Annotated in this window: 24 protein-coding genes; 14 read left to right on the top strand and 10 right to left on the bottom strand. The window is 68.2% G+C overall.

The annotated features are described in order from the left end of the window. Positions 1-6 precede the first annotated feature (6 nt). The 4 genes from glgA to menD are packed head-to-tail and all read right to left on the bottom strand — an operon-like array spanning position 7 to position 4,730. Positions 7-1,479 (bottom strand): glycogen synthase GlgA, encoded by a 1,473-nt coding sequence (gene glgA, locus H6G16_RS07510; RefSeq protein WP_190389646.1) that lies wholly within the window; start codon positions 1,477-1,479, stop codon positions 7-9. A gap of 39 nt (positions 1,480-1,518) precedes the next feature. Then, positions 1,519-2,073: a L,D-transpeptidase gene (locus tag H6G16_RS07515; RefSeq protein ID WP_190389647.1), complete on the bottom strand. Its 555-nt coding sequence runs from the start codon at positions 2,071-2,073 to the stop codon at positions 1,519-1,521. Between the two features lie 51 nt (positions 2,074-2,124). Continuing rightward, complete coding sequence (gene menB, locus H6G16_RS07520; protein WP_190389648.1) at positions 2,125-3,000, bottom strand: 1,4-dihydroxy-2-naphthoyl-CoA synthase; 876 nt, start codon at positions 2,998-3,000, stop codon at positions 2,125-2,127. After that, positions 2,997-4,730 (bottom strand): 2-succinyl-5-enolpyruvyl-6-hydroxy-3-cyclohexene-1-carboxylic-acid synthase, encoded by a 1,734-nt coding sequence (menD, locus tag H6G16_RS07525; protein WP_277874987.1) that lies wholly within the window; start codon positions 4,728-4,730, stop codon positions 2,997-2,999. Before menD ends, menB begins: the two co-directional genes overlap by 4 nt. 156 nt (positions 4,731-4,886) lie before the next feature. On the opposite strand from menD, the gene lepB reads away from it, so the two are divergent. Together lepB and H6G16_RS07535 are read left to right on the top strand one after the other, a co-directional pair. Further along, the gene (gene lepB, locus H6G16_RS07530; protein WP_242036289.1) at positions 4,887-5,459 is read left to right on the top strand and encodes a signal peptidase I; all 573 of its coding nucleotides are present in this window, start codon (positions 4,887-4,889) and stop codon (positions 5,457-5,459) included. Between the two features lie 30 nt (positions 5,460-5,489). Then, positions 5,490-5,849 carry a DUF760 domain-containing protein gene (locus H6G16_RS07535; RefSeq protein WP_190389650.1) on the top strand — a complete coding sequence of 120 codons (360 nt, stop codon included), beginning with the start codon at positions 5,490-5,492 and terminating at the stop codon, positions 5,847-5,849. Between the two features lie 24 nt (positions 5,850-5,873). Here the strand turns inward: H6G16_RS07535 and H6G16_RS07540 are convergent, their stop codons facing one another. From H6G16_RS07540 to H6G16_RS07550, 3 genes are read right to left on the bottom strand one after another with little or no spacing between them, the layout of a single operon-like run. Continuing rightward, complete coding sequence (locus tag H6G16_RS07540; protein WP_190389651.1) at positions 5,874-7,046, bottom strand: DUF4336 domain-containing protein; 1,173 nt, start codon at positions 7,044-7,046, stop codon at positions 5,874-5,876. A gap of 1 nt (position 7,047) precedes the next feature. Beyond that, complete coding sequence (zupT, locus tag H6G16_RS07545) at positions 7,048-7,848, bottom strand: zinc transporter ZupT (protein WP_199289252.1); 801 nt, start codon at positions 7,846-7,848, stop codon at positions 7,048-7,050. 27 nt (positions 7,849-7,875) lie between these two features. After that, positions 7,876-9,330 (bottom strand): YcjF family protein, encoded by a 1,455-nt coding sequence (locus H6G16_RS07550; RefSeq protein WP_242036246.1) that lies wholly within the window; start codon positions 9,328-9,330, stop codon positions 7,876-7,878. 132 nt (positions 9,331-9,462) lie between these two features. Between H6G16_RS07550 and H6G16_RS07555 the strand changes: the two genes are divergently transcribed. The 5 genes from H6G16_RS07555 to H6G16_RS07575 all read left to right on the top strand — a co-directional run bounded on the left by H6G16_RS07555 (position 9,463) and on the right by H6G16_RS07575 (position 13,354). Then, complete coding sequence (locus H6G16_RS07555) at positions 9,463-10,377, top strand: cation diffusion facilitator family transporter (protein ID WP_242036290.1); 915 nt, start codon at positions 9,463-9,465, stop codon at positions 10,375-10,377. Further along, on the top strand, positions 10,370-10,882 hold the full coding sequence (locus tag H6G16_RS07560) for a hypothetical protein (RefSeq protein WP_190389653.1): 513 nt from the start codon (positions 10,370-10,372) through the stop codon (positions 10,880-10,882). Before H6G16_RS07555 ends, H6G16_RS07560 begins: the two co-directional genes overlap by 8 nt. A 17-nt stretch (positions 10,883-10,899) precedes the next feature. Continuing rightward, a complete protein-coding gene (locus tag H6G16_RS07565) occupies positions 10,900-11,409 on the top strand; it encodes a hypothetical protein (protein ID WP_242036291.1) in 510 nt (169 codons plus the stop codon). Between the two features lie 5 nt (positions 11,410-11,414). Continuing rightward, complete coding sequence (gene trpS / locus H6G16_RS07570; protein ID WP_190389654.1) at positions 11,415-12,455, top strand: tryptophan--tRNA ligase; 1,041 nt, start codon at positions 11,415-11,417, stop codon at positions 12,453-12,455. 362 nt (positions 12,456-12,817) lie between these two features. Continuing rightward, a complete protein-coding gene (locus tag H6G16_RS07575) occupies positions 12,818-13,354 on the top strand; it encodes a glycoside hydrolase family 104 protein (protein ID WP_347238834.1) in 537 nt (178 codons plus the stop codon). An 18-nt stretch (positions 13,355-13,372) separates the two neighbouring features. Here H6G16_RS07575 and H6G16_RS07580 read toward each other — a convergent pair whose 3' ends face one another. The 3 genes from H6G16_RS07580 to H6G16_RS07590 are packed head-to-tail and all read right to left on the bottom strand — an operon-like array spanning position 13,373 to position 14,579. Beyond that, the gene (locus H6G16_RS07580) at positions 13,373-13,699 is read right to left on the bottom strand and encodes a DUF2752 domain-containing protein (protein ID WP_347238827.1); all 327 of its coding nucleotides are present in this window, start codon (positions 13,697-13,699) and stop codon (positions 13,373-13,375) included. Between the two features lie 53 nt (positions 13,700-13,752). Then, positions 13,753-14,199, bottom strand: coding sequence for a TM2 domain-containing protein (locus tag H6G16_RS07585; RefSeq protein WP_190389655.1), 447 nt, complete (start codon positions 14,197-14,199; stop codon positions 13,753-13,755). Between the two features lie 2 nt (positions 14,200-14,201). Then, a complete protein-coding gene (locus H6G16_RS07590; RefSeq protein WP_190389656.1) occupies positions 14,202-14,579 on the bottom strand; it encodes a DUF2605 family protein in 378 nt (125 codons plus the stop codon). 149 nt (positions 14,580-14,728) lie between these two features. Between H6G16_RS07590 and thrS the strand changes: the two genes are divergently transcribed. The 7 genes from thrS (at position 14,729) to H6G16_RS07625 (ending at position 23,988) form a co-directional block, all read left to right on the top strand. Beyond that, positions 14,729-16,444: a threonine--tRNA ligase gene (thrS, locus tag H6G16_RS07595; RefSeq protein ID WP_242036292.1), complete on the top strand. Its 1,716-nt coding sequence runs from the start codon at positions 14,729-14,731 to the stop codon at positions 16,442-16,444. A 13-nt stretch (positions 16,445-16,457) separates the two neighbouring features. Then, the gene (glk, locus tag H6G16_RS07600) at positions 16,458-17,450 is read left to right on the top strand and encodes a glucokinase (RefSeq protein ID WP_190389657.1); all 993 of its coding nucleotides are present in this window, start codon (positions 16,458-16,460) and stop codon (positions 17,448-17,450) included. A gap of 27 nt (positions 17,451-17,477) precedes the next feature. Then, positions 17,478-18,449, top strand: coding sequence for a homoserine kinase (thrB, locus tag H6G16_RS07605; protein WP_190389658.1), 972 nt, complete (start codon positions 17,478-17,480; stop codon positions 18,447-18,449). Between the two features lie 116 nt (positions 18,450-18,565). Beyond that, positions 18,566-20,158 carry an NAD(P)H-quinone oxidoreductase subunit 4 gene (locus H6G16_RS07610; protein WP_190389659.1) on the top strand — a complete coding sequence of 531 codons (1,593 nt, stop codon included), beginning with the start codon at positions 18,566-18,568 and terminating at the stop codon, positions 20,156-20,158. A gap of 28 nt (positions 20,159-20,186) precedes the next feature. Further along, entirely contained in the window at positions 20,187-22,301 is a 2,115-nt protein-coding gene (locus tag H6G16_RS07615; protein WP_190389660.1) for a M3 family metallopeptidase, read from the top strand. Then, positions 22,301-23,389: an aminoglycoside phosphotransferase family protein gene (locus tag H6G16_RS07620; RefSeq protein ID WP_190389661.1), complete on the top strand. Its 1,089-nt coding sequence runs from the start codon at positions 22,301-22,303 to the stop codon at positions 23,387-23,389. The genes H6G16_RS07615 and H6G16_RS07620 overlap by 1 nt, the downstream gene beginning before the upstream one ends. Then, entirely contained in the window at positions 23,386-23,988 is a 603-nt protein-coding gene (locus H6G16_RS07625; protein ID WP_190389662.1) for a DOMON-like domain-containing protein, read from the top strand. Before H6G16_RS07620 ends, H6G16_RS07625 begins: the two co-directional genes overlap by 4 nt. Positions 23,989-23,990: the final 2 nt, after the last annotated feature.

Genomic DNA, 23,990 nt, shown 5'->3' on the forward strand with positions numbered 1-23,990 from the left:
GGGGGGTCATCGGCGTTTCAGCAGGGAGGCCAGTCCGCGGCGGCTGGGATCGGCGTCCTGCCCCTGGGAAAAGCGCTCCACCTCCGCCGCCTCCGGCGTGGGTTCCTTGACGCCGCACACATCGCGGTACATGGCGTCGTATTCGAGGGCGGAGCGGGCCCAGCTGAAGTCCACCGCCATGGCCCGGCGCTGCAGCTCCTGCCAGCTGGCCTGGTTGCGGTAGGCCTCCCAGGACCGCACGATGGCGGTGTAGAAGTCGATCGGCTCATAGCGATCGAAGCCGTAGCCAGTGCCCACCCCGGCCAACGGGTCGTTGGGGGGAACGGTGTCCACCAAGCCGCCCACCATGCGCACCACGGGGATGGAGCCGTAGCGCATCGCCAGCATCTGGCTGATGCCACAGGGCTCAAAGCGACTGGGCATGAGGAAGGCGTCGCTGCCCCCGTAGATCAGGCGGGAGAGGGCATCGTCGTAGGTGAGAAACACGGCGAAACGCCCCGGATGGCGAGACGCCATCTGCCACAGGCCACTTTCATAGGTGCGATCACCGGTGCCCAGCACCACGATCTGGCTGTCGGTGTAGGCCAGCACCCGATCGGCCACTTGCAACAGCAGATCGACGCCCTTCTGATCCACCAGGCGACTCACCATGCCCATCAGGTAGGAGCGGGGATTCACCGCGAGACCGAAACGCTCCTGAAGGGCCTGCTTGTTGACGGCTCGGGGTGCCAGGTCGGCGGCGGAGAATGGGGCCGGCAGCGTGGAGTCCGTAGCCGGATCCCAGTCTTCTGTGTCAATGCCATTGAGGATGCCGCGCAACTTGCCGCTGATGAAATTCAGCAGGCCATCGAGATGCTCGCCGTACTGGGGCGTGCGGATCTCCATCGCATAGGTGGGCGACACCGCATTGACCCGGTCGGCATAGAGCAGCGCCGCCGCCATGGTGTGATCTCCTTGCATGTACCAGGGGCACCAGGTCATGCGGTCGAGCTTCCAGCGCCAGGGGCCCTGGTATTTGAGGTTGTGGATCGTGAAGACGGTGCTGATCTCCGGGTCCTGATGCATCCACACGGGCAGCATGCCGGTGTGCCAGTCGTGGCAATGGAGCACCTGGGGCTTCCAGTGGTGCCAGCAGAATTCAGCCGTGGCACTGGCAAAGAAGGTGAAGCGCCAATCTTCATCCTCTCCGCCGTAGATGCGCTCGGGATCGAACACCGGATGGCCCACCAGATAGAGGGTGAGGCCATTGGTGGGATGGCGCGCCTCGAACACGGCAAAGTCGTTGCCCATGGTGTGGCCCCGCCACACCGGCTCGGCCGACACCTGCAACTTCGACCAGAGCTTGCCGTAGCCCGGCAGGATGATGCGCACGTCATGGCCCAGGGAGGCAAGGGCTGGCGGCAGGGATCCCACGACATCGCCCATGCCGCCGACCTTGATCATCGGGGCGCATTCGGCCGCCGCAAACAGGATCCGCATGCCTAGTCCACCGAGGTGGGCGCAACTCTACGGGCGCCCTTAGGGCAGCACGGTCACGGGTGTGCCGAGTACCACCAGGTCGAACAGCTCGCGCACATGTTCATCGAGCAGGCGCACGCAGCCGTGGGAGACGGCTCGGCCCACGCTGTCGCGCTGGGGTGTGCCGTGGAAGCCCGAACTGACGCAACCCTTCACCACGAGGTGCTCCTTGCCGTTGAAGCCCGCCCGGCCCCGGCAATCGCGATGGAAACCGATCCAGCGACTGCCCAGGGGGTTGCCGGGCCCGGGGGGAATGCGGCGACCGGTGGCCGGATGCTCCCAGGTGGGATCCACCGCCAGCTCGATCACCTCAAACCGCCCAACCGGCGTCTCCCAGCCGGGCCGGCCCACCCCGACCGGGAACCGGCGGAGCTCGCGCCCGTCCTCGATCACGGAGAGCCTCCGCAAACGTCGATCCAACACCAGATGGCGTTCGGGGGTGGGAAAGACGACGGGCTCGCTAGCTGGGGAATCCGCCGCTGCAGGCTGACCGGTGAAGCCCGGGAGAAGCACAGCCCAAAGGGCAGCAGCTCCACACCGAACAGCCCCACCCATCACCCCTGCCGCCACCTGTGTCCCTTGGCCTGGCAGGCCCCAGATCTCTTCTCAAGGTAACCAGGGAGCGTCGGAAAAGTCGGGTGAGCGCTTTTCCAGAAAGGCATTGCGGCCCTCCTGGCCCTCCTCCGTTCGGTAAAAGAGATGGGTGGCCTGGCCAGCCAGCTCCTGGATACCCGCCAGACCGTCGGTTTCGGCATTGAAGGCGGCCTTGAGGCAACGGATCGCCGTGGGGCTGTGCTGTAACACCTCCCGGGCCCAGCGCACGCCCTCGGCCTCGAGCTCCGCCAGGGGCACCACCGCATTCACCAGGCCCATGGCCAGGGCCTGCTCGGCGCCGTACTGGCGGCAGAGAAACCAGATTTCCCGGGCTTTGCGTTGACCCACCAGCCGGGCCAGATAGCCCGCGCCAAAGCCCCCGTCGAAGCTGCCCACCCGGGGGCCGGTCTGGCCAAACACGGCATTTTCGGCCGCCAGGCTCAGATCGCAGAGCAGATGCAGCACCTGGCCGCCCCCAATGGCATAGCCCGCCACCAGGGCAATCACCACCTTGGGCAGGCTGCGGATCAGGCGCTGCAGGTCCAGCACATTGAGCCGGGGCAGCCCGGTCTCATCGACGTAGCCGCCCTCCCCGCGCACGCTCTGGTCGCCGCCGGAGCAGAAGGCCCAGCCACCATCGGCCGCAGGGCCTGCCCCGGTGAACAGCACCACCCCGACCTTGGGGTTGTCGCGCACGCGGGAAAAGGCATCACACAGCTCCTGCACGGTGCGCGGCCGAAAGGCGTTGCGCTTGTGCGGTCGGTTGATCGTGATCCGGGCAATTCCCGCATCACAGAGATCGAACAGGATGTCTTCGTAGGAGCCGGCGGGCTGCCAGGTGACCGATCCCGGGGACGACGGTGCCGGGGAGGGGGAAGGGGCCGTCACGACTGAGACCAGGAGGAGCTGGCCATTCTGCGCAGCTCCTGCCGCCGGGCCGCATCGGCCCGGCGATCGGTCACCACTTCCAGCAGGGCCATCGGCTGCTCCAGGGCCCAGCTGAGCTGGGACGCCAGATCAGCCCCCCCCTCCACGCGGCGGCCGGGCACGCCGTGGGCGGCCGCCAGCGCCAGATGGTCAACCGGCTGGGGCATGGCAAACAGACGATCGAAATCGAGGGCCTGCTCGGGCGTTGTGCGGATCGGCAGTTGCTCAAAGATGCCGCCACCGCCGTTGTTGAGCAGGATCACCGTGAGCCGGCCGCCCAGCTGCCCCTGCCAGAGCCAGCCATGGCTGTCGTGGAGCAGGGCCAGATCGCCGGTCAGCAGCACGGCCTGGCCCAGGGCTGCCGCCACCCCACAGGCGATGGACAGGGTGCCGTCGATGCCGGAGGCGCCACGGAAAGCGAACACGGGGCGGCCCGGGGCGGCGGGGTCGCCGAAGCTCTCCCAGTCCCGCACGGGGCTGCTGTTGGCGATCACCAACGGCAGATCGGCCGGCAGGAGGCGGCCGAGGGCCCGGGCCAGGCCGGGCTCGCCACCATCGCCGCCGGGCAGGGAATGGTCCAACCAACCCTGCAGAGCTCCCTCCCGTTGCGACCAGGCCGCTGCCAGCTCCAGGGCGGCCTGGCTGGGCTGCCCCTCCCAGCAGCGCTCGGGCCAGCTGGCCAGCCAACCGGCCAGACCTGATGGGATCGAAGGGCAGGCGGAGCCCAGGGGGTCTAGGCAGCGGGGATCCCCCTCACTCACGAGCCACTGACGGGGCCCGGGGTGGGCGAGCCAGCGCTGCAGGCGTCGACTGGCGGGCAGCGGTCCCAGGCGCAGCACCTGCGGGGGAGGCTGCAGGGCCCCATCAGGATGGTCCAACAACAGGTCGTAGCCAGCGACCATTTGCAACTGGGGCAGACCCCGCAGCCCGCTGAGACCATCGGCGAGCACCGGCCAGCCCGTGCGCCGTTGCAACCGAACCAGGGCGGCCACGTGGGCCTCCCGGTGCTGGGGGAGTCCCCGCCAGGGGCCGGCCACCACCACACCAGCCTGGTCCAGGTCCGGCATCGGGCTGGAATTCAAGCTGGGGATGGCTGCAGGGGACAGGAAACTCCCCTGAACCATGGACACCCCCACCTGGGGCACCGCCACCGCCAGCAGAGCCGGACCATCGGCGTGCAGCGGTTCGTCAAAGGGAAGATTGAGGTGGACGGGCCCCGGCGCCTGCCCCGGTGCCTGCGTGGCCGCCAGGGCCCTGCAGGCCAACTGCACAATCTCCTCCTCACCCATCTCACCCAGGCCGGCGCCATCGGCCTGGCCGCGCCAACGCACACTGGCGGCCAGGAAGCACTCCTGGTTCACGGTCTGGTTGGCACCACAGCCCTTGAGGCGATCGGGCCGATCGGCGCTGATCAGCAGCAGGGGAATGGCGCCGTAATCGGCCTCCACCGCTGCGGGCAGCAGGTTGGCCACGGCCGTGCCGGAGGTGGTGACCACCGCGACGGCGCGGCCCCGGGCCCGGGCCAGTCCCAGGGCGAAAAAAGCGGCTGAGCGTTCATCCACCGCGGTGCGGAGGACCAGTCCCCGCGTCTCCAGCACGCCGGCCGCCTCGGCCAGGGCACCCGAGCGACTGCCGGGACACAGCACCAAATCGGTCAGGCCACCACGCATCAAGGCGGCCAGCAGCACCAGGGACGCCTGGAGATTGGCGGTGGAGAGGTCAGAACCGATGGGAGGGGAAGGCGAGGGGGGGCGAGGGACCGGGGCCACGCCGGCGCGTTCAGGATGGGCCGATCATCCTCGCCCCTGCCCTTGGAGCCCCCATCCCCCCGTCCCGCCGAAAGTCCGCTGGTGCTGCTGCGCCGCCAGATCCTGCCGGTGCTGGCCTGGGTGGCCCTGGCCCTGGTGCTGCGCTGGGCGGTGGTGGAACCGCGCTGGATTCCTTCCGGCTCCATGTTGCCCAGCCTCCAGCTCCAGGATCGGGTGCTGGTGGAGAAGCTGCGGGCGCGCCTGCATCGCCCCCTGCCGGTGGGAACCGTGGTGGTATTCCGCCCACCCCCTGCCCTACTTGAGGCGGGCTACGACCCGAACGCCGCCCTGATCAAGCGGGTGGTGGCCCAGGCGGGGGATCGGATCGAAGTGCGCCAAGGGGTGCTCTGGCGCAACGGGTCGCCGGCCCCGATCGACTGGTCGGCCGAACCGATGGACTACAGCCTGGCGCCGCTCACCGTTCCCCCAGACCACCTGATGGTGCTGGGGGACAACCGCAATGCCAGCCTGGATTCCCACCTCTGGGGCCCCCTGCCCCGGGACGCGGTGATCGGCACGGCCGTGCTGCGCTACTGGCCGGCGAACCGCATGGGCTGGTTACGGTTGTCCGCCATGGGGCACCCCCCTGGTGGGCCGGAAGAGCTGGGGTAGGGTGCAGCCCGGACGCAGCGCACACCGGCGATGTTTAACCCGGAGTTCCTGACCACCGACAACGAGGCGATCAGCGGCAACACGCTGATTCAGTACCTCCAGGAGCAGTCTCCAGAGGTGCTGCAGCGGGTGGCGCGCTCGGCCAGCGGCGACATTCAGGACATCATTCGCCACAACGTGCAGGGCCTGCTGGGCATGCTCCCCGGCGAGCAGTTTGAGGTGAAGATTCAGACCAACCGCGACAACCTCGCCGGGCTGCTGGCCTCCGCCATGATGACGGGGTACTTCCTGCGCCAGATGGAACAGCGCATGGAGTTGGATAGCAGCCTGCTCGGCAGCGGCGAATTGGATGCGGACCTGGACGCCGATCCTGGCGAACTTCGGCTCTGACGGGGGCGGGCCCGCCGATCGGGTTCAGGACTGGGAACTGGGATTTTCGGGAACCAAACCCAACCGCAGCAGGGCCCTGTCGATCCCAGCCAGGTAGGCCCAACTCCCCCCGTCTGGCGCCCAGGGGCGCGCTTCCAGCCCGGTAGCCAGCGCCTCGAGCTGCTCCCCACTACAGGCCACGGGGGCCTCGTAATGGGCTGGCACCAGCCAGCGCAGCTCAGGCTCCGCCGCCAGGGTCCGAATCCAGGCCAGCAGGGCGGCCTGGCAGCGCGGAAACACCAACCGCTCCAGCACCGGGGCCACCTGAAGGGCTGGCCCATCCGCGGGCACCAGGCGGCGAAAGTCGGCGGACCAGTCGTCATGCCAGCGGAAGGGGTACAGGCCGAAATAGGCCTGGGGAGAACGGACCCCCCGGGCCAGCACGCCCCCCAGCAGCTCCCCCCATCCCGGCACCACCAGAGGATCCGGACGCAGATAGGAGGCAAACAGCACCAGCCGCTGCCAACCGCGCCGGCGCCGCTCCGGCGAGTCGGAGAGGGGTTCATCCCCCCGGTCCCGGGCATGGAACAACAGGGGGGTGGGATCGGCGCGGAACAACTCCGGTGGCTCCGGACCAATCGCCACCAGGGCGTCGGTGACCAGCAGGCAGCCACTGGCCCGATGCAGACAGGCGGCCTCCATGAAGGTGCCCAGGCCGAGATCGAGGGGACCCAGCGGAATCCAGCTGAGTTCATCGGCATGGGGCAAGCCCTGCTCAAACAACACCCGGGTGAGGGACGCCGGAAAGCCAAGCCAGGCCAGGGGCAGGGGCAGGGGAAAACTCCACTGCCGTGGGGTCACCCACACCTGGGCTGTCGGGAAGGCCCGGGCCATGGCCGGCACCGGCAGCTTGTGCTCCAGGCCGGAGCTGGTGGGGAGCACGATGGTGCACACCGGCCCGTAGCGACCCTCCAGTTCGGCCAGGGCAGCGCGCACCTCACCGGTGGGCGGCACGGGGGCGTAGAGCAGCAGGCCCCGGCGCAGCCGCAGCACCGTCATCCGGATCGGCACGGCCACATAGAACACCCCCTGCAGCTGCTCCAGGCTCCAGACCTGGCCTGGAATCAACTCCCGCACCAGGGTGCGACGCCGGCCATAGGGGTAAAGCGGCAGCAGGGGCCACCAGGGCCAGCGCTGATCGGCGGACACGGCAGACACCTCAGGCCAGCAACACCAGACTGATGCTCATCACCACCATCCCCGCCGTAACCCCGGCAATCATCAGGTGGTGATGGGCTCCCGTGCGCTGGGCAGCCGGCAGTAGCTCATCGAGGCAGATGTACACCATCAGGCCGGCCACACTGGCAAACACCACCCCCATCACCGTGTCGTTGAGGAACGAGCGCAGGAAGCCGTAGCCCACCACGGCGCCGATCGGCTCCGCCAGACCTGAGGCAAAGGACACCCAGAACGCCTTGCTGCGACTGCCGGTGGCGAAATACACCGGGGCCGAAATGGCCAGGCCTTCCGGGATGTTGTGGATGGCGATCGCGATGGCAATGCCGATGCCCAGCCGGGGGCTGGAGAGGGCTCCCACAAAGGTGGCGAGTCCCTCCGGAAAGTTGTGAATCCCGATCGCCAGGGCCGAAAACAATCCCGTGCGCAGCAGGGTGCGCGAGCGGGCCCCGGTTGGATCGGTCTCCGGCAGGGCCAGGCTATGGCTGGGCAGGGAATGGTCGATCAGGGCGATCAGCAGCATGCCGGCGAAAAAAGCCAACACGGTGGCGGCATAGCCGGTGGCGGGTCCAAGGCCGAGCGACAGGGCCTGGCGAGCCTTGGGAAAGATCTCCACGAAGGAGACGTAAATCATCACCCCGGCCGAAAAGCTGAGCGACAGGGTCAGCACCCGGGGGCTGAAGCGCCGGGACAGTAAGCCCAGCAGGCTGCCTAACCCCGTGCAGAGTCCGGCTGCCAGGGTGAGCAGAAAGGCAAACAGCACCCGCTGATCCAGCTCAAACAAGGGCCCTGCTCCGCAGATGCGGCATCCTCAGAACGCATGTTCGCAGGCCGTTGATCCGCCGTCCGCCGCTGGGACAGGCTGGCTGCGCAGCCACTGGCGCCCCTGCTCCAGAAAAGCGGACCAATCCAGCTTCTCCGCCTCGGCCGCCTGGGCCACCAGAAGTGGGGCCTGGCGCTTGATCGCCGCGAGGTCGGGCTCACTCACCCCAGCGGAGAGGGCCAACATGTCGGCCATGGCGTGGGCGACCACCCGGGTGAGGTAGGCGGCGCTGAGGGCCTGCATGGCCCCCCCCACCAACCAGGTTGCCCCGTGCCACTTGACCAGACCGGCCAGGGCTTGGCTGCTCCACTCCACCACCCCCAGGGCCAGCGAAGCCTTGGCCAATTCAGCAGCGGCGGCCTGCAGTTGCTCCAGGGTCCAGGGACAATCCCAGAGCCGGGCCATCTCCTGCAGCATCAGCCCATTGGCCACCGCCAACACGAGCAGGTCGAGGCTGGGCAAGGGGGCCGCCACCACACCGGCTGCCACGATCCACTGGGTGCGGCGCTGCAGCGGTCGGAACAGCTCCCGGCGCTGCTGCTCGAGATCGCGCTGCCAGCGGCCGTGCAGCTGCTGCAAGCGGCGCAGCTGGCGGGCCTGGCGCAGGCTGGCGGCGGCGGGGCCCAGGTCCCGGGCCAGGGGGGCCAGGCTGCTGGCCAGGGTCTGGGGCTGTCCATCCCAGAACAGAAGACGGGCCGAAAGTTCCGCACCGAGCTGGGCCTGGAGTTCGGCAGCCAGCTGGTCGGGGCCCGGTCCCTCGCCGTTGTGGTGCACCAACAGCCAGGCGGGTTGGCCCTGGGGGAGGGCTTCCAACCAACGCAGCTCAGCCGCGGACAGGGGCATGCGCAGGTGGTGAATCAGGCCATCACAGGCTTCGAACACCGGTGGCCAGCACCAGTCCGCACTCCAGGGCGGCAAGGGGTGGGCCCAGTGGAGCTGGATGGGCTCCGGGCCTCGCAGGGCCTCCAGCAGGGTGCCCTGCAGCTCGCCCGACGGAGGATTGGTGCCCACCAGGGCGAGCGTCAAGCCCGCCCGTCCCAACTCCTGGCGCAGGCAAGCCAGCTGGTTGGCGCGCTCGAGGCGGGCGGCCTCCAGCACGGCTCCAGCGGGGCTGCTGGCATCCACCTGGGCACCGGCGAGCTTGCCAAACTGGGCTTCGAGCCGCTCCAGCCGCTCCAGCCAACCCGGCACATCCGTTGCGGATGGCCCCAGCGGCCGCGGGCGCCGCCACCACCAGGCCCCAAGCGCCAATCCCGCCAAGGTGATGCCGGGCGAGAGAGGCAGATGGCTGAGGCGCAGCAGGCCATCGGTGACCAGCCAGCCAGCCAGGCCCAAGCCCAGGGGGGGGAGCCAGGGTCTGAGCGCAGGCGGCACGGCCTGACGGGCCGCAGCCAGCCCAGCGAGCTCGGAGGGGATCACCGGCGGCGTCAACGGCGCGGACAACGATGCAGCATCTTTAGCTCAGCTTGGAACAGTGCGCCGGCGTGGAATGCCAATAGCGTGGGGTGCAGTTGGGGGCCTGCCAGGCCAGATCAGGGTTTGGGAGACAAGCACCTGCACCACCACCAGCGCGACCTGGGGGACAACCCCCGGGACAACCGCCAACAGGTCAAGCGGGTGCTGTTGGTGGCGCTCGCCGTCAACGTCAGCATGACGCTGTTGAAATTGCTGGTGGGCCTGCTGAGTGGCTCCCTGGCCGTGCTGGCTGACGCCATGCACAGCGCCACCGACGGCTTGTCGAGCCTGTTGGGCCTGCTCACCAATGGGCTCTCCGATCCCGAACCCGACCGGGATCACCCCTATGGCCATCACAAGTACGAGGCCCTGGGGGCACTGGCCATCGCCGCCTTCATCCTGTTCACCGCCTTTGAAATCCTCCAGACCGCGGTGCATCGGCTCCGGGGTGGACTGCAGCCCCTGCGGCTGGACAGTCAGGAGCTGTTGTTGCTTCTGGTGGTGCTGGGCTTCAACATCCTGCTCGCCAGCTACGAAAGGGCCGAGGGGCGGCGGCTGGGCAGCCCCCTGCTCACGGCCGATGCCACCCACACCAGCAGTGACATCTGGACCACAGCCGTGGTGCTGGTGGGACTCAGCGGAGCCGTCTGGCTGAATCTCTCCTGGCTAGACGTGGCCCTGGCCATTCCGCTCTGCCTGCTGCTGGTGCGGGTGTGCTGGACCGTGCTGCGCTCCAACCTGCCCTTGCTGGTGGACCAGATCGCCATCGCGCCGGAGGCGATTCACCAGGTGGCCATGGGGGTTCCCGGGGTGCTCAACTGCCACGACATCGCCAGCAGGGGCGTGCTCGGACGGCAGGTGTTCATTGACATGCATATGGTGGTGGATGCCAACGACCTGCCCACGGCCCACCGGATCACGGAGCTGGTGGAGGAACACCTGGAAAGCCGCTTTGGCAAGGTGCGCTGCACGATCCACCTGGAACCGCGGGAATACGCCAGCCCGGCGATCACCTTTAAGGGGGCCCATGGCTGAGCTCCTGGAGGCCCTGACGGCGCGGCAGCGACGCCTGCTCCAGGACTGGGCGGGGGAGCTGGAGGCCGCTCCGGCTTGGTGCGGATCCCTGCCGGTGGCCATCCTCGAGCGCTGCTGGCTGCGGCTGCGACGGGTGCCCATCGAGCAACTGGCCCTGGTGCTGCCCCCCGATGCCAGTGCCGATGCCCCGGAGCTGGTGCGCTACCGCGCCTGGATCGCCGCTGGAGAGCCGGCCTGGTCGGCCCAGTTGCGCTGCTGGCAGGAATTTGGCCAGCCGGCCTGCCAGGAAGCCCAACGCCATTTCTGGAACCACCAGGACCGGGGCAACCACGGCTGGACCCTGGAGGCCTATCTCGACCTAGTGGACACCTACCGCCGCCAGGTGGAGCCCGGTGCCCAGCGGTGCCTTCCCCTCCTGGTGCTGGCCCGCGCCGGCCAACGGGAACCCCACACCCTGCACTGGCTCACCCCCCTGGGCCGGCCGATGCGGCACACTTGCGCCTGACTGCAAAGGCTGCGGCCATGGCCGACGACACGACCACCTCCCATCCCCGCGACGACCGGGGGGAACGGCCCAGTGGCGGCCGCCCTCCAGGCAACCGTGAACCCGGCGGATTCCGCATTCGTCTGAGCGACAACGAGATGCGCGCCGCCCGCGCCATCCAGGAGAGCTTTGGTCTGCGCTCCACCGTGGCCGCCCTGGGATTTGCGATCCGCACCGTCGCCCAGTTGCTGGAGGACGGCCAACTCGACGCCCTCGTCGCCCAGCAGCGGGCCCAGGGTGGCAACCGTGGCGGCGATAGACCCCGTGGGGATGGCCCCCGCGGCGGCGGTGAAGGTCGGGGCAGCCGCCCGGAGCGTGGCCCCCGCATTGATCCCTTTGCCAGGCCCAGCAAGCCGGCCCCGCCTGCCCCCGCGGTTGAGGAGGAGCCCACCCCCGCCATGGCCGAACCGGCCCCTGCCGAACCCGCCGAAGCGGTGAGCCCGGAGACAGCCACCGAGCCGTCCGGCTCGGACAGCGTCGAGAGCTGAGTCCCATGCCACGGCCGAGGGTTCTGTCCGGGGTCCAACCCACCGGGGCTTTACACCTCGGCAACTGGCTCGGGGCCATCCGCAACTGGGTTGCGCTTCAAGACAGCCACGACCCCTATTTCTGCGTGGTGGACCTGCATGCCATCACCGTTCCCCACGATCCGGCACGCCTGGCGGAGGACACCCTCACCACTGCAGCCCTCTATCTGGCCTGTGGCATCGATCCCCAGCGATCCACGGTGTTCGTGCAGAGCCACGTCAGCGCCCACAGCGAGCTGGCCTGGTTGCTGAATTGTGTGACGCCGCTCAACTGGCTGGAACGCATGATCCAGTTCAAGGAAAAGGCGATCAAGCAGGGCGACCAGGTGTCGGTGGGCCTGCTCGATTACCCGGTGCTGATGGCCGCCGACATCCTTCTGTATGACGCTGACCTGGTGCCGGTGGGCGAAGACCAGAAACAGCACCTGGAACTGGCCCGAGATATTGCCCAGCAGCGCATCAACGCCCGATTCGCCCCCCGCGACGGGGCCGGCGAGCCAATCCCGGTGCTCAAGGTGCCGGAGCCGCTGATCCTCAGGGAAGGAGCCCGGGTGATGAGCCTCACCGACGGCAGCAGCAAGATGAGCAAGAGCGATCCCAATGAGGGCTCGCGCATCAGCCTGCTCGATCCCCCCGAGCTGATCACGAAAAAGATCAAGCGCGCCAAAACCGACCCCACCATGGGTCTGGAATTCGGCAATCCCGAGCGCCCCGAGGCCGACAACCTGCTCGGCCTGTATGCCCTGCTGACGGGCAAGGGCCGGGAGCAGGCCTCCCAGGAGTGCGGCGCGATGGGCTGGGGCACCTTCAAGCCCCTGCTGGCGGATGCTGCCGTGGAAGCCCTGCGCCCTGTCCAGGAGCGCTACCAGCAATGGCGCCAGGATCCCGGGGCTGTGGAGGCGGTGCTGCGGGATGGAGAGGCCAAAGCGGCCGCCGTGGCTGAGGACACCCTGGATCGGGTGCGCCAGGCCCTCGGATTCCTGCCGCGCAGCCGGGCTGGGTCCTGAACCTTCGGGCCAGCAATGATCAGCCAAACTAATCATTGGCGACGCGCTGCGGACGGGTGCAGGACGCCAAAGCCGGAAGCCACGAGTCCCGAACAAGACCAGTGACTCCCAGGGATCGCGACTGAGACACAGCACGACAGGGGCGCCCTGTGCACACCGTGTCCCAGTTGTCTACCCCCGGGTCTGGGGGGGTGGCCGGGCCACCGGGCTGGCCGCCAGGGTTGCCCCAACCGCGATGCCACCGCCTGTCCCGTCCAACGACCAGGATCAGCCCCCAGCGCCAAGCGCCCCGTTCGCTGGAGCGGCTCCTGGGGTCAGGGCCCCTCTGTGGAGCCGCCCTGCTGCTGACCCTGCCACCGGCGATCCAGCCAACCCCAAGCGCACCCCTCCAGCGGGCAGCCACCCCCGCAGCAGGGGGACCGGCGTATGCCATCACCCCCGAGCGCCGCGCCCTGCTGGACACGATCCGCTTTGCCGAAGGCACCTGGAAGGGCGGCAGTGTGACGGGCTATCGGGTGCTCTACGGCGGTGGATTGTTCGCCAGCCTGGAGCGCCATCCGGAGGTCACCGTGCACCGGCGCTACAGCAGTGCCGCCGCCGGCGCCTACCAATTCCTGCCCACCACCTGGCGGGAAGCCTCCCGCAAGCTCGCCCTGAGGGATTTCAGCCCGGCCAACCAGGACCAGGCGGCCCTGTATCTGGTGGATCGGCGGGGCGCCCTCGAGGCCGTCGACCGCGCAGGCCTGGGCAGTGCCGTGCTGGCTCGCCTGTCGCGCGAGTGGGCCTCCCTGCCCGCCAGCCATGGCGGCAGCCACTACGGCCAACCGGTGAAGAACCGCCAGGAGCTGATCAGCTTCTATGGCAATGCCCTGCAGCGGGCCCGGCAGGCGCAAGGCTGAGCGCCGGCCCGCCCCCACTCAGCCCGGCAACGGCACCCCGTGCCCCCAACCCCAGAGGCGCCACAGCCAGTAGGCCAACCCCAGCAGAGCCACACCACAGCCGCCCAGCATCAGCGGTCGCCCTGAGGTGCGCCCTCCCAGCAGGGTCCAGACCCCGAGACCCAGGGCCAGGACCACGAGCACCGGTCCCAGGGCATGCCATGTCACCGCCTGAGCCCAATCGCCCCGCAGCGTCGCCAGCACGGAGCGGGTGAGAAAGCAGGTGGGGCAGGGGATCCCCGTGAGCTGGCGCAGCGGGCAACGCCACAGCCCCAGGGGTAAGCCCTGCCGAACCGCTCCGGCCACGGCGACCCCCGCCCCTAGGAGCAGCCCCGCGGCCAGCCTGGCGCCCGTTCGGCTCACGGTTCCCGGTACACCACCCGCCCCCGGTCGTCATTGCCCACATCCAGCAGGTCGGCATGCAACAGCCGCTCAATTTCCTGCCGCACCTCCCGACTGTCCATGCCATCGGGCAGGTCCATCTCGAGCAGGGCGTCATTGAGGGTGAAGCCCGCCTGACCGCTGCGCCGGGCCAGTTGCACCAGCTGCAGTTCCACCGACAGGGCCGGACCGGGCAACAGCAGCCTCCCGTTGGCCTGATCCACCAGTTCGGGCATCAACCACAGATCCACCAGCTGGCCCAGAAAGCAAAAGCCGAAGGTGACCAGCCAGAGGGTGCCACTGAGGGGCTTGCGGTTGTAAAAGCGATGCAGGCCGCAAACCCCCACCAGCCCCAGAGCCCACAGGCCATAGGCGAAGGCCAGGTTGCGGCGCTCCGGAGCCAGGGGGCGACGAGAGGGGGGCATGGCTAGCGGTGATCTGCCTCTGGCCCATCCGAGCTGGGGGGCGCCGGCAGGATCACACCGCTGAGCCGCAAGCTGGCGGATAGGTTCCACACCGTGAGCACCAGCTGGTGCCAGGGGGCCAGGGTCTCCATCTCGAGGGCCATGGGGCTGGGCACGGCCTGGCGCAGGCTGCTGGCGGCGGAGAGTTCCTTGCGGGCCTGCTCGAGCCGCTGGCGCAGGGCCTGCTGCTGATCCAGCGGCATCACCGCCTCTGGGCAGTGGTCGAGCAACACCAGCCCCCGCTCAAACCAGCTGCTGAAATCCCCCAGCAGGGAACCCAGCAGCTGGTCGAGCAGCTCTCCGGAGGATTCCGGGACTGGCGATGGTGAAGAAAGACCCATCAACCCAGCCTAGGAGCGCTGCGTAGGATTCCTCTTCGCCCTGTTCAGACGCGCGATTCGTGCCCGTGACCCCCACCAGCCTCGAGCCCGCACGAATCAACCTGCCCAAGACCAGCGAAAGCCCCCAGCTGCTGCGCATCCGCCACTCGATGAGCCATGTGATGGCCATGGCGGTGCAGAAGCTGTTTCCCAAGGCCCAGGTGACCATCGGCCCCTGGACCGAGTCCGGCTTCTACTACGACTTCGACAATCCCGATCCCTTCACCGAGGCCGACCTCAAGGCCATCAAAAAGGAGATGGGAAAAATCATCGGCCGCCGGTTGCCGCTCGAACGGATCGAGGTGAGCCGCGCCGAAGCCGAGGCCCGGATCCAGGCCCAGAACGAGCCCTACAAGCTGGAGATCCTGGCGGGTATCCAGGAACCCATCAGCCTGTACACCTTGGGGGAGGAGTGGTGGGACCTCTGCGCCGGTCCCCACGTGGCCAACACCAGCGAGCTCAACCCCAAGGCCTTCGAGCTCGAAAGCGTGGCCGGCGCCTACTGGCGGGGCGACGAAACCAAGGCCCAGCTGCAGCGGATCTACGGCACGGCCTGGGAGACCCCCGAACAACTGGCGGAACACAAGCGCCGCAAGGAAGAGGCCCTGCGCCGCGACCATCGCCGTCTGGGCACCGACCTCGACCTGTTCTCGATCGAAGATGAGGCTGGCGCCGGCCTGGTGTTCTGGCACCCCCGGGGCGCCCGCATGCGCCTGCTGATCGAGGACTTCTGGCGCCAGGCCCATTTCGATGCGGGCTACGAGCTGCTGTACACCCCCCACGTGGCCGACATCAGTCTCTGGAAAACGTCAGGCCACCTGGACTTTTACGCCGAGAGCATGTTCGGCCCGATGCAGGTGGATGAGCGGCAGTACCAGCTCAAGCCGATGAACTGCCCCTTCCACGTGCTCACCTACGCCAGCACCCTGCGCAGCTATCGGGAGCTGCCGATTCGCTGGGCCGAGCTGGGCACCGTGTACCGCTACGAACGCCCCGGCGTGATGCACGGGCTGATGCGGGTTCGCGGCTTCACCCAGGACGACGCCCACGTGTTCTGCCTGCCGGACCAGATCGGTGATGAGATTCTGCGCATCCTGGATCTCACCGAACAGATCCTCTCCACCTTCGACTTCCGCAACTACGAGATCAACCTCTCCACCAGGCCAGAGAAATCCATTGGCGAAGACGCCGTGTGGGAGCTCGCCACCAACGGCCTGATCGAGGCGCTGGATCGCAAGGGCTGGGCCTACAAGATCGATGCGGGCGGCGGCGCCTTCTATGGGCCGAAGATCGACCTCAAGATCGAAGATGCCATCGGCCGGATGTGGCAGTGCTCCACCATCCAGCTCGACTTCAACCTGCCGGAACGCTTCGCCCTGGAGTACGTGGCCGCCGACGGCACCCGCCAGAGGCCGATCATGATCCACCGGGCCATCTTCGGCTCGCTGGAGCGGTTCTTCGGAATCATGACCGAGAACTACGCCGGCGATTTCCCCTTCTGGCTGGCCCCCGAGCAGATCCGGCTGCTGCCCGTCACCGATGAGGTGATGGGCTACGCCGAGCAACTGCTCGGCCAGCTCAAGGCCGCCGGCATCCGGGCCAGCCTCGACCACTCCGGTGAACGGCTGGGCAAACTGATTCGCAATGGCGAGCAGATGAAGGTGCCGGTGCTGGGGGTGATCGGTGCCAAGGAGGCCGAAACCCAGAGCGTGAGCCTGCGCAGCCGCCGCGACGGCGACCTGGGCAGCGTGGCGGTGGCAGCCCTGCTGAGCGCCGCCAGCCGGGCCAACGGCCATCGGGCTGCAGGTCTGGACCTGACCCCTTGAGCCGCTCCCAGCCATGACCACCCTGTTGGCCGGCGATATCGGCGGCACCAAGACCCTGCTCGCCCTTTACGAGCTCGACGGCAGCGCAGGACTGTCGCTGCTGCGCAGTGAACGCTTCCCCTCCGCCGACTGGGACGATCTGGCACCGATGGTGGGCCATTTCCTCGGCCACAGCGGCCCCCCGCCGTCAGCGGCCTGCCTGGCCGTGGCCGGCCCCGTAGCCGGCGGCCAGGCCCGGCTCACGAACCTCACCTGGCAGCTCGACGAGGGTCGCCTGCAGGCGGCCACCGGAATCCCCCGGGTCGAACTGGTGAATGACTTCGCCGTGCTGATCTATGGCCTGCCCCAGCTGGGGCCCGGGCAGCAGGCGCTGATCCGCGCCGGCATCGCCCAGCCTGACGCCCCCCTGCTGGTGCTGGGAGCCGGCACGGGGCTTGGGGTGGCCTACGGCGTTCCCAGCCCGACCGGCCTGGTGGCGGTGGCCAGCGAGGGAGCCCATGGTGAATTCGCACCCCGCAGCAGCGCGGAGTGGGAGCTCAAGCAATGGCTGCTCCGCGAGCGGGGCCTGGAGCGGGTGTCGATCGAACGGGTGGTGAGTGGCACCGGGCTCGGGGAGGTGGCCCGCTGGCTGCTGCACACCCGCCATCCCAACGGCGACCACCTCCTGTCAGACCTCGCCCAAGGAGATGACCTGCCCGCCGCGGTGGCTGGGGCCGCCGCCCAGGGAGAGCCGCTGGCCAGGGAAGCCCTGGACCTGTGGATCAGCTGTTACGGCAGCGTCTGCGGGGATCTGGCCCTGGCCGGGCTCAGCCGCGGCGGCATCTGGCTGGCGGGGGGAACGGCCGGAAAACTGTTGGCGGATCTGCGCTCACCCCACTTCGAGCAGGCCTTCCTGAACAAGGGTCGATTGGGGGCCGTGCTGGCTGACATGCCCATCACCGCCGTGGTCGATCCAGCCATCGGCCAGTTCAGTGCGGCCTGCCGGGCGCGCATGCTCGTTGCCTGAGACACTGGGCCCAGCAGAAGTTGTCGCATGGTGCGCCCCCGGGTCGGCCAAGGGGTTGTGGTTCACGTTCCAGCCACCACGGCCAATCTCGGCCCAGGCTTCGATTGCCTTGGGGCCGCTCTGGAGCTGGACAACGTCTTCCAGATGCGCTGCATCGAGGGCGGCAGTGAACGCTTCGACCTGATCATCGAAGGACCGGAAGGGGCCCATCTGCGCGGGGGGCCCGACAACCTGGTGTACCGCTCGGCCCAACGGGTGTGGAAGGAAGCTGGCGAGGAGCCCGTGGCCCTCGAGGCCCGGGTGCGCCTCGCCGTACCGCCGGCCCGGGGGCTGGGCAGCAGCGCCACGGCGATTGTGGCCGGCCTGATCGGTGCCAATGCCCTGGTGGGGGAGCCCCTCAGTCGCGAGAAGTTGCTGGAGCTGGCGATCGACATCGAAGGCCATCCCGACAACGTGGTGCCCTCCCTGGTGGGGGGCCTCTGCATGACCGCCAAGGCCGCCTCCCACCGCTGGCGGGTGGTGCGCTGCGAATGGTCCCCGGAGGTGCAGGCCGTTGTGGCGATCCCGGCCATCCGCCTCACCACCAGCGAGGCACGCCGGGCCATGCCCAAGTCGATTCCGGTGGGCGATGCGGTGATCAACCTGGGCTCGCTCACCCTGCTGCTCCAGGGCCTGCGCACCGGCAACGGCGACCTGATCACCGATGGCATGCACGACCGCCTGCATGAGCCCTACCGCTGGGGTCTGATCCATGGCGGCAGGGCCGTGCGCGAAGCGGCCCTGGCGGCGGGAGCCTGGGGCTGTGTGATCAGTGGGGCCGGACCCAGCCTGCTGGCCCTCTGCCCCAAGCCCGTGGCCGAGGCCGTGAGCAAGGCGATGGTGCGGGCCTGGCACCAGGCCGGCGTGGAATCCCGCGCTGAGGTGCTGGCCGTGCAACAGCACGGCAGCCGCTGGGAAGCCCTGCCGGACCAGCCCCAGATCCACCCCGATGGCGCCTAAACCTCTAGGTAGTTCTACTCAACGTCAATGGGGCGACTGATAGGTTGGTTGGAGATTCCGGCGGTGCCTGAACCCGGCCCTGCCCAGGACATCCCCAGATCTGCAATCGGGCTGTGATGGACGCCAACCTGCCCTTCCTCCTCGCGTCCAGCCTTGCCCTGCCAGCCGACGCTGGCACCCCCTTCCCCTGGCTCAGCCTGATCGTGCTGCTGCCCGCGGCGGTGGCCCTGGTGATGCCCCTGCTGCCTGGGGACGGCAACGATCCCAAATGGCCGCGGACGCTGGCCCTGGCCACCCTCGGGCTGGATCTGGCCTTGATGCTGGTGTGCTTCAGCCAGCACTACGACGGCTCGGTGAGCGGCCTGCAGTTGGTGGAGCGGGTGAGCTGGGTGCCGGCCCTCGGGCTGGAGTGGTCCCTGGCTGCCGATGGCCTCTCCACACCTTTGGTGCTGCTCTCCGGCCTGGTGACCCTGCTGTCGGTGGCCGCCAGCTGGAACATCAACCGCAAAACCCGGCTCTATTTCGCCCTGATGTTGGTGCAGGCCTCAGCCCAGGGCCTGGTCTTCCTCTCCCAGGACTTCCTGCTCTTCTTCCTGGCCTGGGAATTGGAGCTGGTGCCGGTCTACCTCCTGATTGCCATCTGGGGCGGCAAGCAGCGCCAGTACGCCGCCACCAAATTCATCCTCTACACCGCCACCGCGTCGCTGCTGATCCTGGTGAGCGGCTTGGCCCTGGCCTTCTCCGGCGACAGCTTCAGCTTCAACCTCTCGGAACTGGCCAGCCGCTCCCCCGGCGGCACCTTTGGCCTGCTCTGTTACCTCGGCTTCCTGGTGGGTTTCGGCGTGAAGCTGCCGATGTTCCCGCTGCACACCTGGCTGCCCGATGCCCACGGCGAAGCCAATGCGCCGGTGTCGATGCTGCTGGCGGGGGTGCTGCTGAAGATGGGGGGCTACGCCCTGCTGCGCTTCAACGTGCAGATGCTGCCAGAGATCCACCTGCAGCTGGCCCCGGCCCTGATCGTGCTGGGCATCGTCAACATCATCTACGGGGCCCTCAACGCCTTCGCCCAGGACAACGTCAAGCGCCGCATCGCTTGCAGCTCCGTGAGCCACATGGGCTTCGTGCTGCTCGGCATCGGCGCCATTGACGCCCTGGGCATCAGCGGAGCAATGCTGCAAATGATCAGTCACGGCCTGATCGCCGCGGCCATGTTCTTCGTCACCGGCGTGTTCTACGAGCGCACCGAAACCCTCTCGATCCCCAACATGGGGGGCCTGGCCAAGGCCTTGCCGATCACCTTCGCCTTCTTTCTGGCCAGTTCCCTGGCCTCCCTGGCCCTGCCGGGCATGAGCGGCTTTGTCAGCGAGATCACGGTGTTTCTGGGGATCACGGCCAACGACGGCTTCACCGTTGGCTTCCGTGTGATCACGATCGTGCTGGCCGCCATTGGCCTGGTGCTCACCCCGGTGTATCTGCTGAGCCTCTGCCGCCGGGTGTTCTTCGGTCCCAGGATTCCGGCCCTGGCCGTGGTTGGCGACATGCGCCCCCGGGAACTGCTGATCGGACTCACCCTGCTGGTGCCAACCCTGGCCATCGGCTTCTGGCCCCGGCTGGCCATTGATGTGTACGAGGCGTCCACCCATGCCCTGGCCGAACAACTGAGCTCCACCGCCCTGGTGGCCATGGGCCGGTTGACCGCCCTGGGCTGAACCACAGACCCGCCGGCGATCGGGTGAAATGGGGGCAACCATCTCGCCAGCGATCACCGTGAGCGCTCCGATGCCGCTTCTGGCCGGCCAGGGTCTGCCCCAGTTCACCGCCATCACCCCGGAGCAGGTGGACCAGGGCATCCCAGCCCTGCTGGAGGCCCTCAACGGCGAGCTGACGGCCCTGGAGGCCACCCTCGAGCATCGGCTGGCCCATGGGGACGCGGCACCCCTCAGCTGGACTGAGGTGATGGAGCCGCTCCAGCATCTCGGCGAACGGCTGCGCTGGAGCTGGGGGGTGGTGAGCCATCTCAATGGCGTCTGCAACACCCCCGAGCTGCGGGCAGCCCATCAGCAGCAGCAGGGGGCTGTGGTGCAGTTCGGCAATCGCGCTGGCCAGTCCCGCCCCATTTACCGGGCCATCGAAGCGCTGCAGCGGAACGCTGAAAACCTTGATCCCACCCAGCACCGCATCCTCGCCACCGAGCTGCGGGACATGCAGTTGCGGGGCGTGGGCCTCGAGGGGCCAGACCAGGACGCCTTCAACACCGCCAGCGAACGCCTGGCCGAGCTGGCCACCGCGTTCAGCAACCACGTGCTCGATGCCACCAACGGCTGGAGCCTCACCCTCACCCAAGAGGATGAGCTCGATGGCCTTCCCACCAGCCTGCGGGATCTGCTGGCCCAGGCCGCCCGGGACGCCGGAGAAGAGGGGTGGCGATTGGGACTGGACATGCCACGCGTGGTGCCCTTTCTCAAATACAGCCGCCGCCGGGACCTGCGCGAGCAGGTGTACCGCGCCCAGGTGAGCCGGGCCTCCAGCGGCGAGCTGGACAACCACCCCCTGATCGAGCAGATCCTGGCGTTGAAGCAGGAGCAGGCCCAGCGTCTGGGCTACCCCAACTGGGCCGAGGTGAGTTTGGCCTCAAAAATGGCCGGATCGGTGCAGGAGGTCGAATCGCTGCTGGAAGACCTGCGCGCTGCCGCCTATCCAGTGGCCCAGCGGGAATTGGCCGATCTTTCGGCCTGCGCCGCCCGCCACGGTGCCCCCGAAGCCGCCGATCTCCGCCCCTGGGATGTGAGCTACTGGGCCGAGGTGCTGCGGCAAGAGAGCTTTGACCTCGACAGCGAAGCGCTACGGCCCTGGTTCTCCCTCGAGCAGGTGCTGGAGGGCCTGTTCGGGCTGTGCCAGCGCCTCTTCGACATCCGCATCCAGGCGGGCGATGGGTCTGCCCCCACCTGGCACGCCGATGTGCGCCACTTCCGGGTGCTCGACGGGGCCACTGGCGAGCCCTTGGCGGGGTTTTACCTCGATCCCTACAGCCGGCCCGGCAGCAAACGGGGCGGCGCCTGGATGGATGAGTGCCTCGGTCGCTCCCGTGACCTGGAGGGCAAGCCGGTGCTGCCTGTGGCCTATCTGATCTGCAACCAGAGCCCACCGGTGGGAGACACCCCCAGCCTGATGACGTTTGAGGAGGTGGAAACCCTCTTCCACGAGTTCGGTCATGGCCTGCAGCACATGCTCACCACCGTGGAGCGGCCCCAGGCCGCCGGCATCAACAACGTGGAATGGGATGCGGTGGAGCTACCCAGCCAGTTCATGGAGAACTGGTGCTACGACCGGGCCACCCTGATGGGCATGGCGCGCCATTGGCAAAGCGGCGAGCCGCTGCCGGAGGCGGAGTACCAAAAGCTGCTGGCGGCCCGGACCTTCATGGGCGGCAGTGCCACCCTGCGCCAGGTGCACTTTGCCCTCACCGACCTGCGCCTGCACAGCCACTGGACCCCGGGCTGCGGCCAGAGTCCGGAGCAGCTGCGGCGGGAGATTGCCCGCAACACCACCGTGTTGGAGCCCATTGCCGAGGACGCCTTCCTCTGCGCCTTCAGCCACATTTTCGCCGGTGGCTACTCAGCCGGCTACTACTCCTACAAGTGGGCCGAGGTGCTCAGCGCCGATGCCTTCAGTGCCTTCGAGGAAGTGGGGCTGGATCAGGAAGAGGAGATCGTCGCCACCGGCCGCCGCTTCCGGGACACGGTGCTGAGCCTGGGCGGCAGCCGATCGCCGGCGGAGGTGTTCGAAGCCTTCCGGGGGCGCCAGCCCAGCAGCGAAGCCCTGATTCGCCACTCCGGGCTGGTTCCCGCCTGATGGGCGACTCCACCCCCGATCTGGAAGCCATCGCCAGCCGCTTTGAGCTGCCCGCGGCGGTGACCTCGGTCACGCCCCTGGGCAACGGCAACGTCAACGACACCTACCGGGTGGAGACCGCCAGCGGCGACCGTTTCGTGCTGCAACGGCTCAACACCCTGGTGTTCCCAGAACCGGAACTGGTGATGCGCAATCTGCAGGTGCTCAGCGCCCACGCCCTGCGGCGCCCTGTGCCAGCCCAGCGCTGGGAAGTGCCCCGGGTGATCAACCAGCGCCACACCAACCAGCCCTGGGTGAGGGCCGACGGCCAGTTCTGGCGGCTGATCAGCTTCATCGACGACGCCGTGACCCTGGAGGCGATCACCCACCCACACCAGGCGCGCGAGGTGGGTCGGGGCTTGGGGCTGTTTCACCAGCTGCTCAGCGATCTCCCGGCGGACCAGCTGGCCGACACCCTGCCGGGCTTTCACATCACGCCAACCTATCTAGCCAGCTACGAGCAGGCCTTGCAATCCACCCAATTGAAACTGTGCGGCCAGGGCAGCTGGTGTGCGGCCTTCGTGGAACAACGCCGCAACCTGGCCAAGGTGCTGGAAACCGCCAAAGCCGAAGGTCGGCTGGGCCTCAGGCCGATCCACGGAGACCCCAAGGTGAACAACGTGATGCTCTGCGCCAGCAGCGGCACGGCGGTGAGCCTGGTGGATCTCGACACGGTCAAGCCCGGCCTGGTGCACTACGACATCGGCGACTGCCTGCGCTCAGCCTGCAATCCCCTCGGGGAGGAGGCCCAGTCCCAGGAGGCCATCCACTTCGACCTCGACCTCTGCCGTGCCGTGCTGGAGGGCTACCTGGGGGCCGCCCGGGACAGCCTCAGCGACACCGATCTCGACCACATCTTTGACGCCGCCCGGGTGATCAGTTTTGAGCTGGGTCTGCGCTTCTTCAGTGACCATCTGGCCGGAGACGTCTACTTCCGCACCCAGCGGCCTGGCCACAACCTCGACCGGGCCGTGGTGCAGTTCAAGCTCACCGAAAGCATCGAGGCCCAGGAGCAGGACATTCGCGCGATCGTGGAGAGCCTGCGATGAGCCCCCAGCCGATCTGCTTTGCGCTGGTGCCTTTTGCCCACCCGTCCCAGCACTCCACAGAGCAGGGCACGAAGGTTGATCCGCCCGAACTCAGCATCGGCGGCCATCTCGGCCTCGAGGCGGGACTGCTGGAGCTGACCTACATCCTGGAGGGGGACCTGGAGCAGCTCCAGATCGCCCCGGCAGTGGCAACTCCAGAGCGGCGGGATTTGCTCTGGCAAACCACCTGCCTGGAGCTGTTCCTGGCCCGCCAGGGAGCCCAGGACTACTGGGAATTCAACCTGTCACCCTCCGGTCACTGGAACGTCTACCACTTGGAGGGGTATCGCCAAGGTCTGCGGCCCGAGCTGGCCTATCAGGAGTTGCCCGTTCAACTCACCCGATCGGAGCACCAGCTGCTCCTCACCCTGCGCTGCCCCCTGCCACCGGCCCTGCTCCCGCCGAACTCCCCACCAGCGGATGGCCCAGGTGCCTTGGAGATCGGCATCACCGCGGTGCTGGAACACCGTGATGGTGCCATCGGCTACTGGGCCCTACAGCATCCAGGCGCGGAAGCCGATTTTCACCACCGGGGCGGCTTCTGCATCACCCTCCCCTAAGG

The sequence above is a fragment of the Cyanobium sp. FACHB-13342 genome (assembly GCF_014697415.1).
In the GTDB taxonomy this organism is placed as follows: domain Bacteria; phylum Cyanobacteriota; class Cyanobacteriia; order PCC-6307; family Cyanobiaceae; genus Cyanobium_A.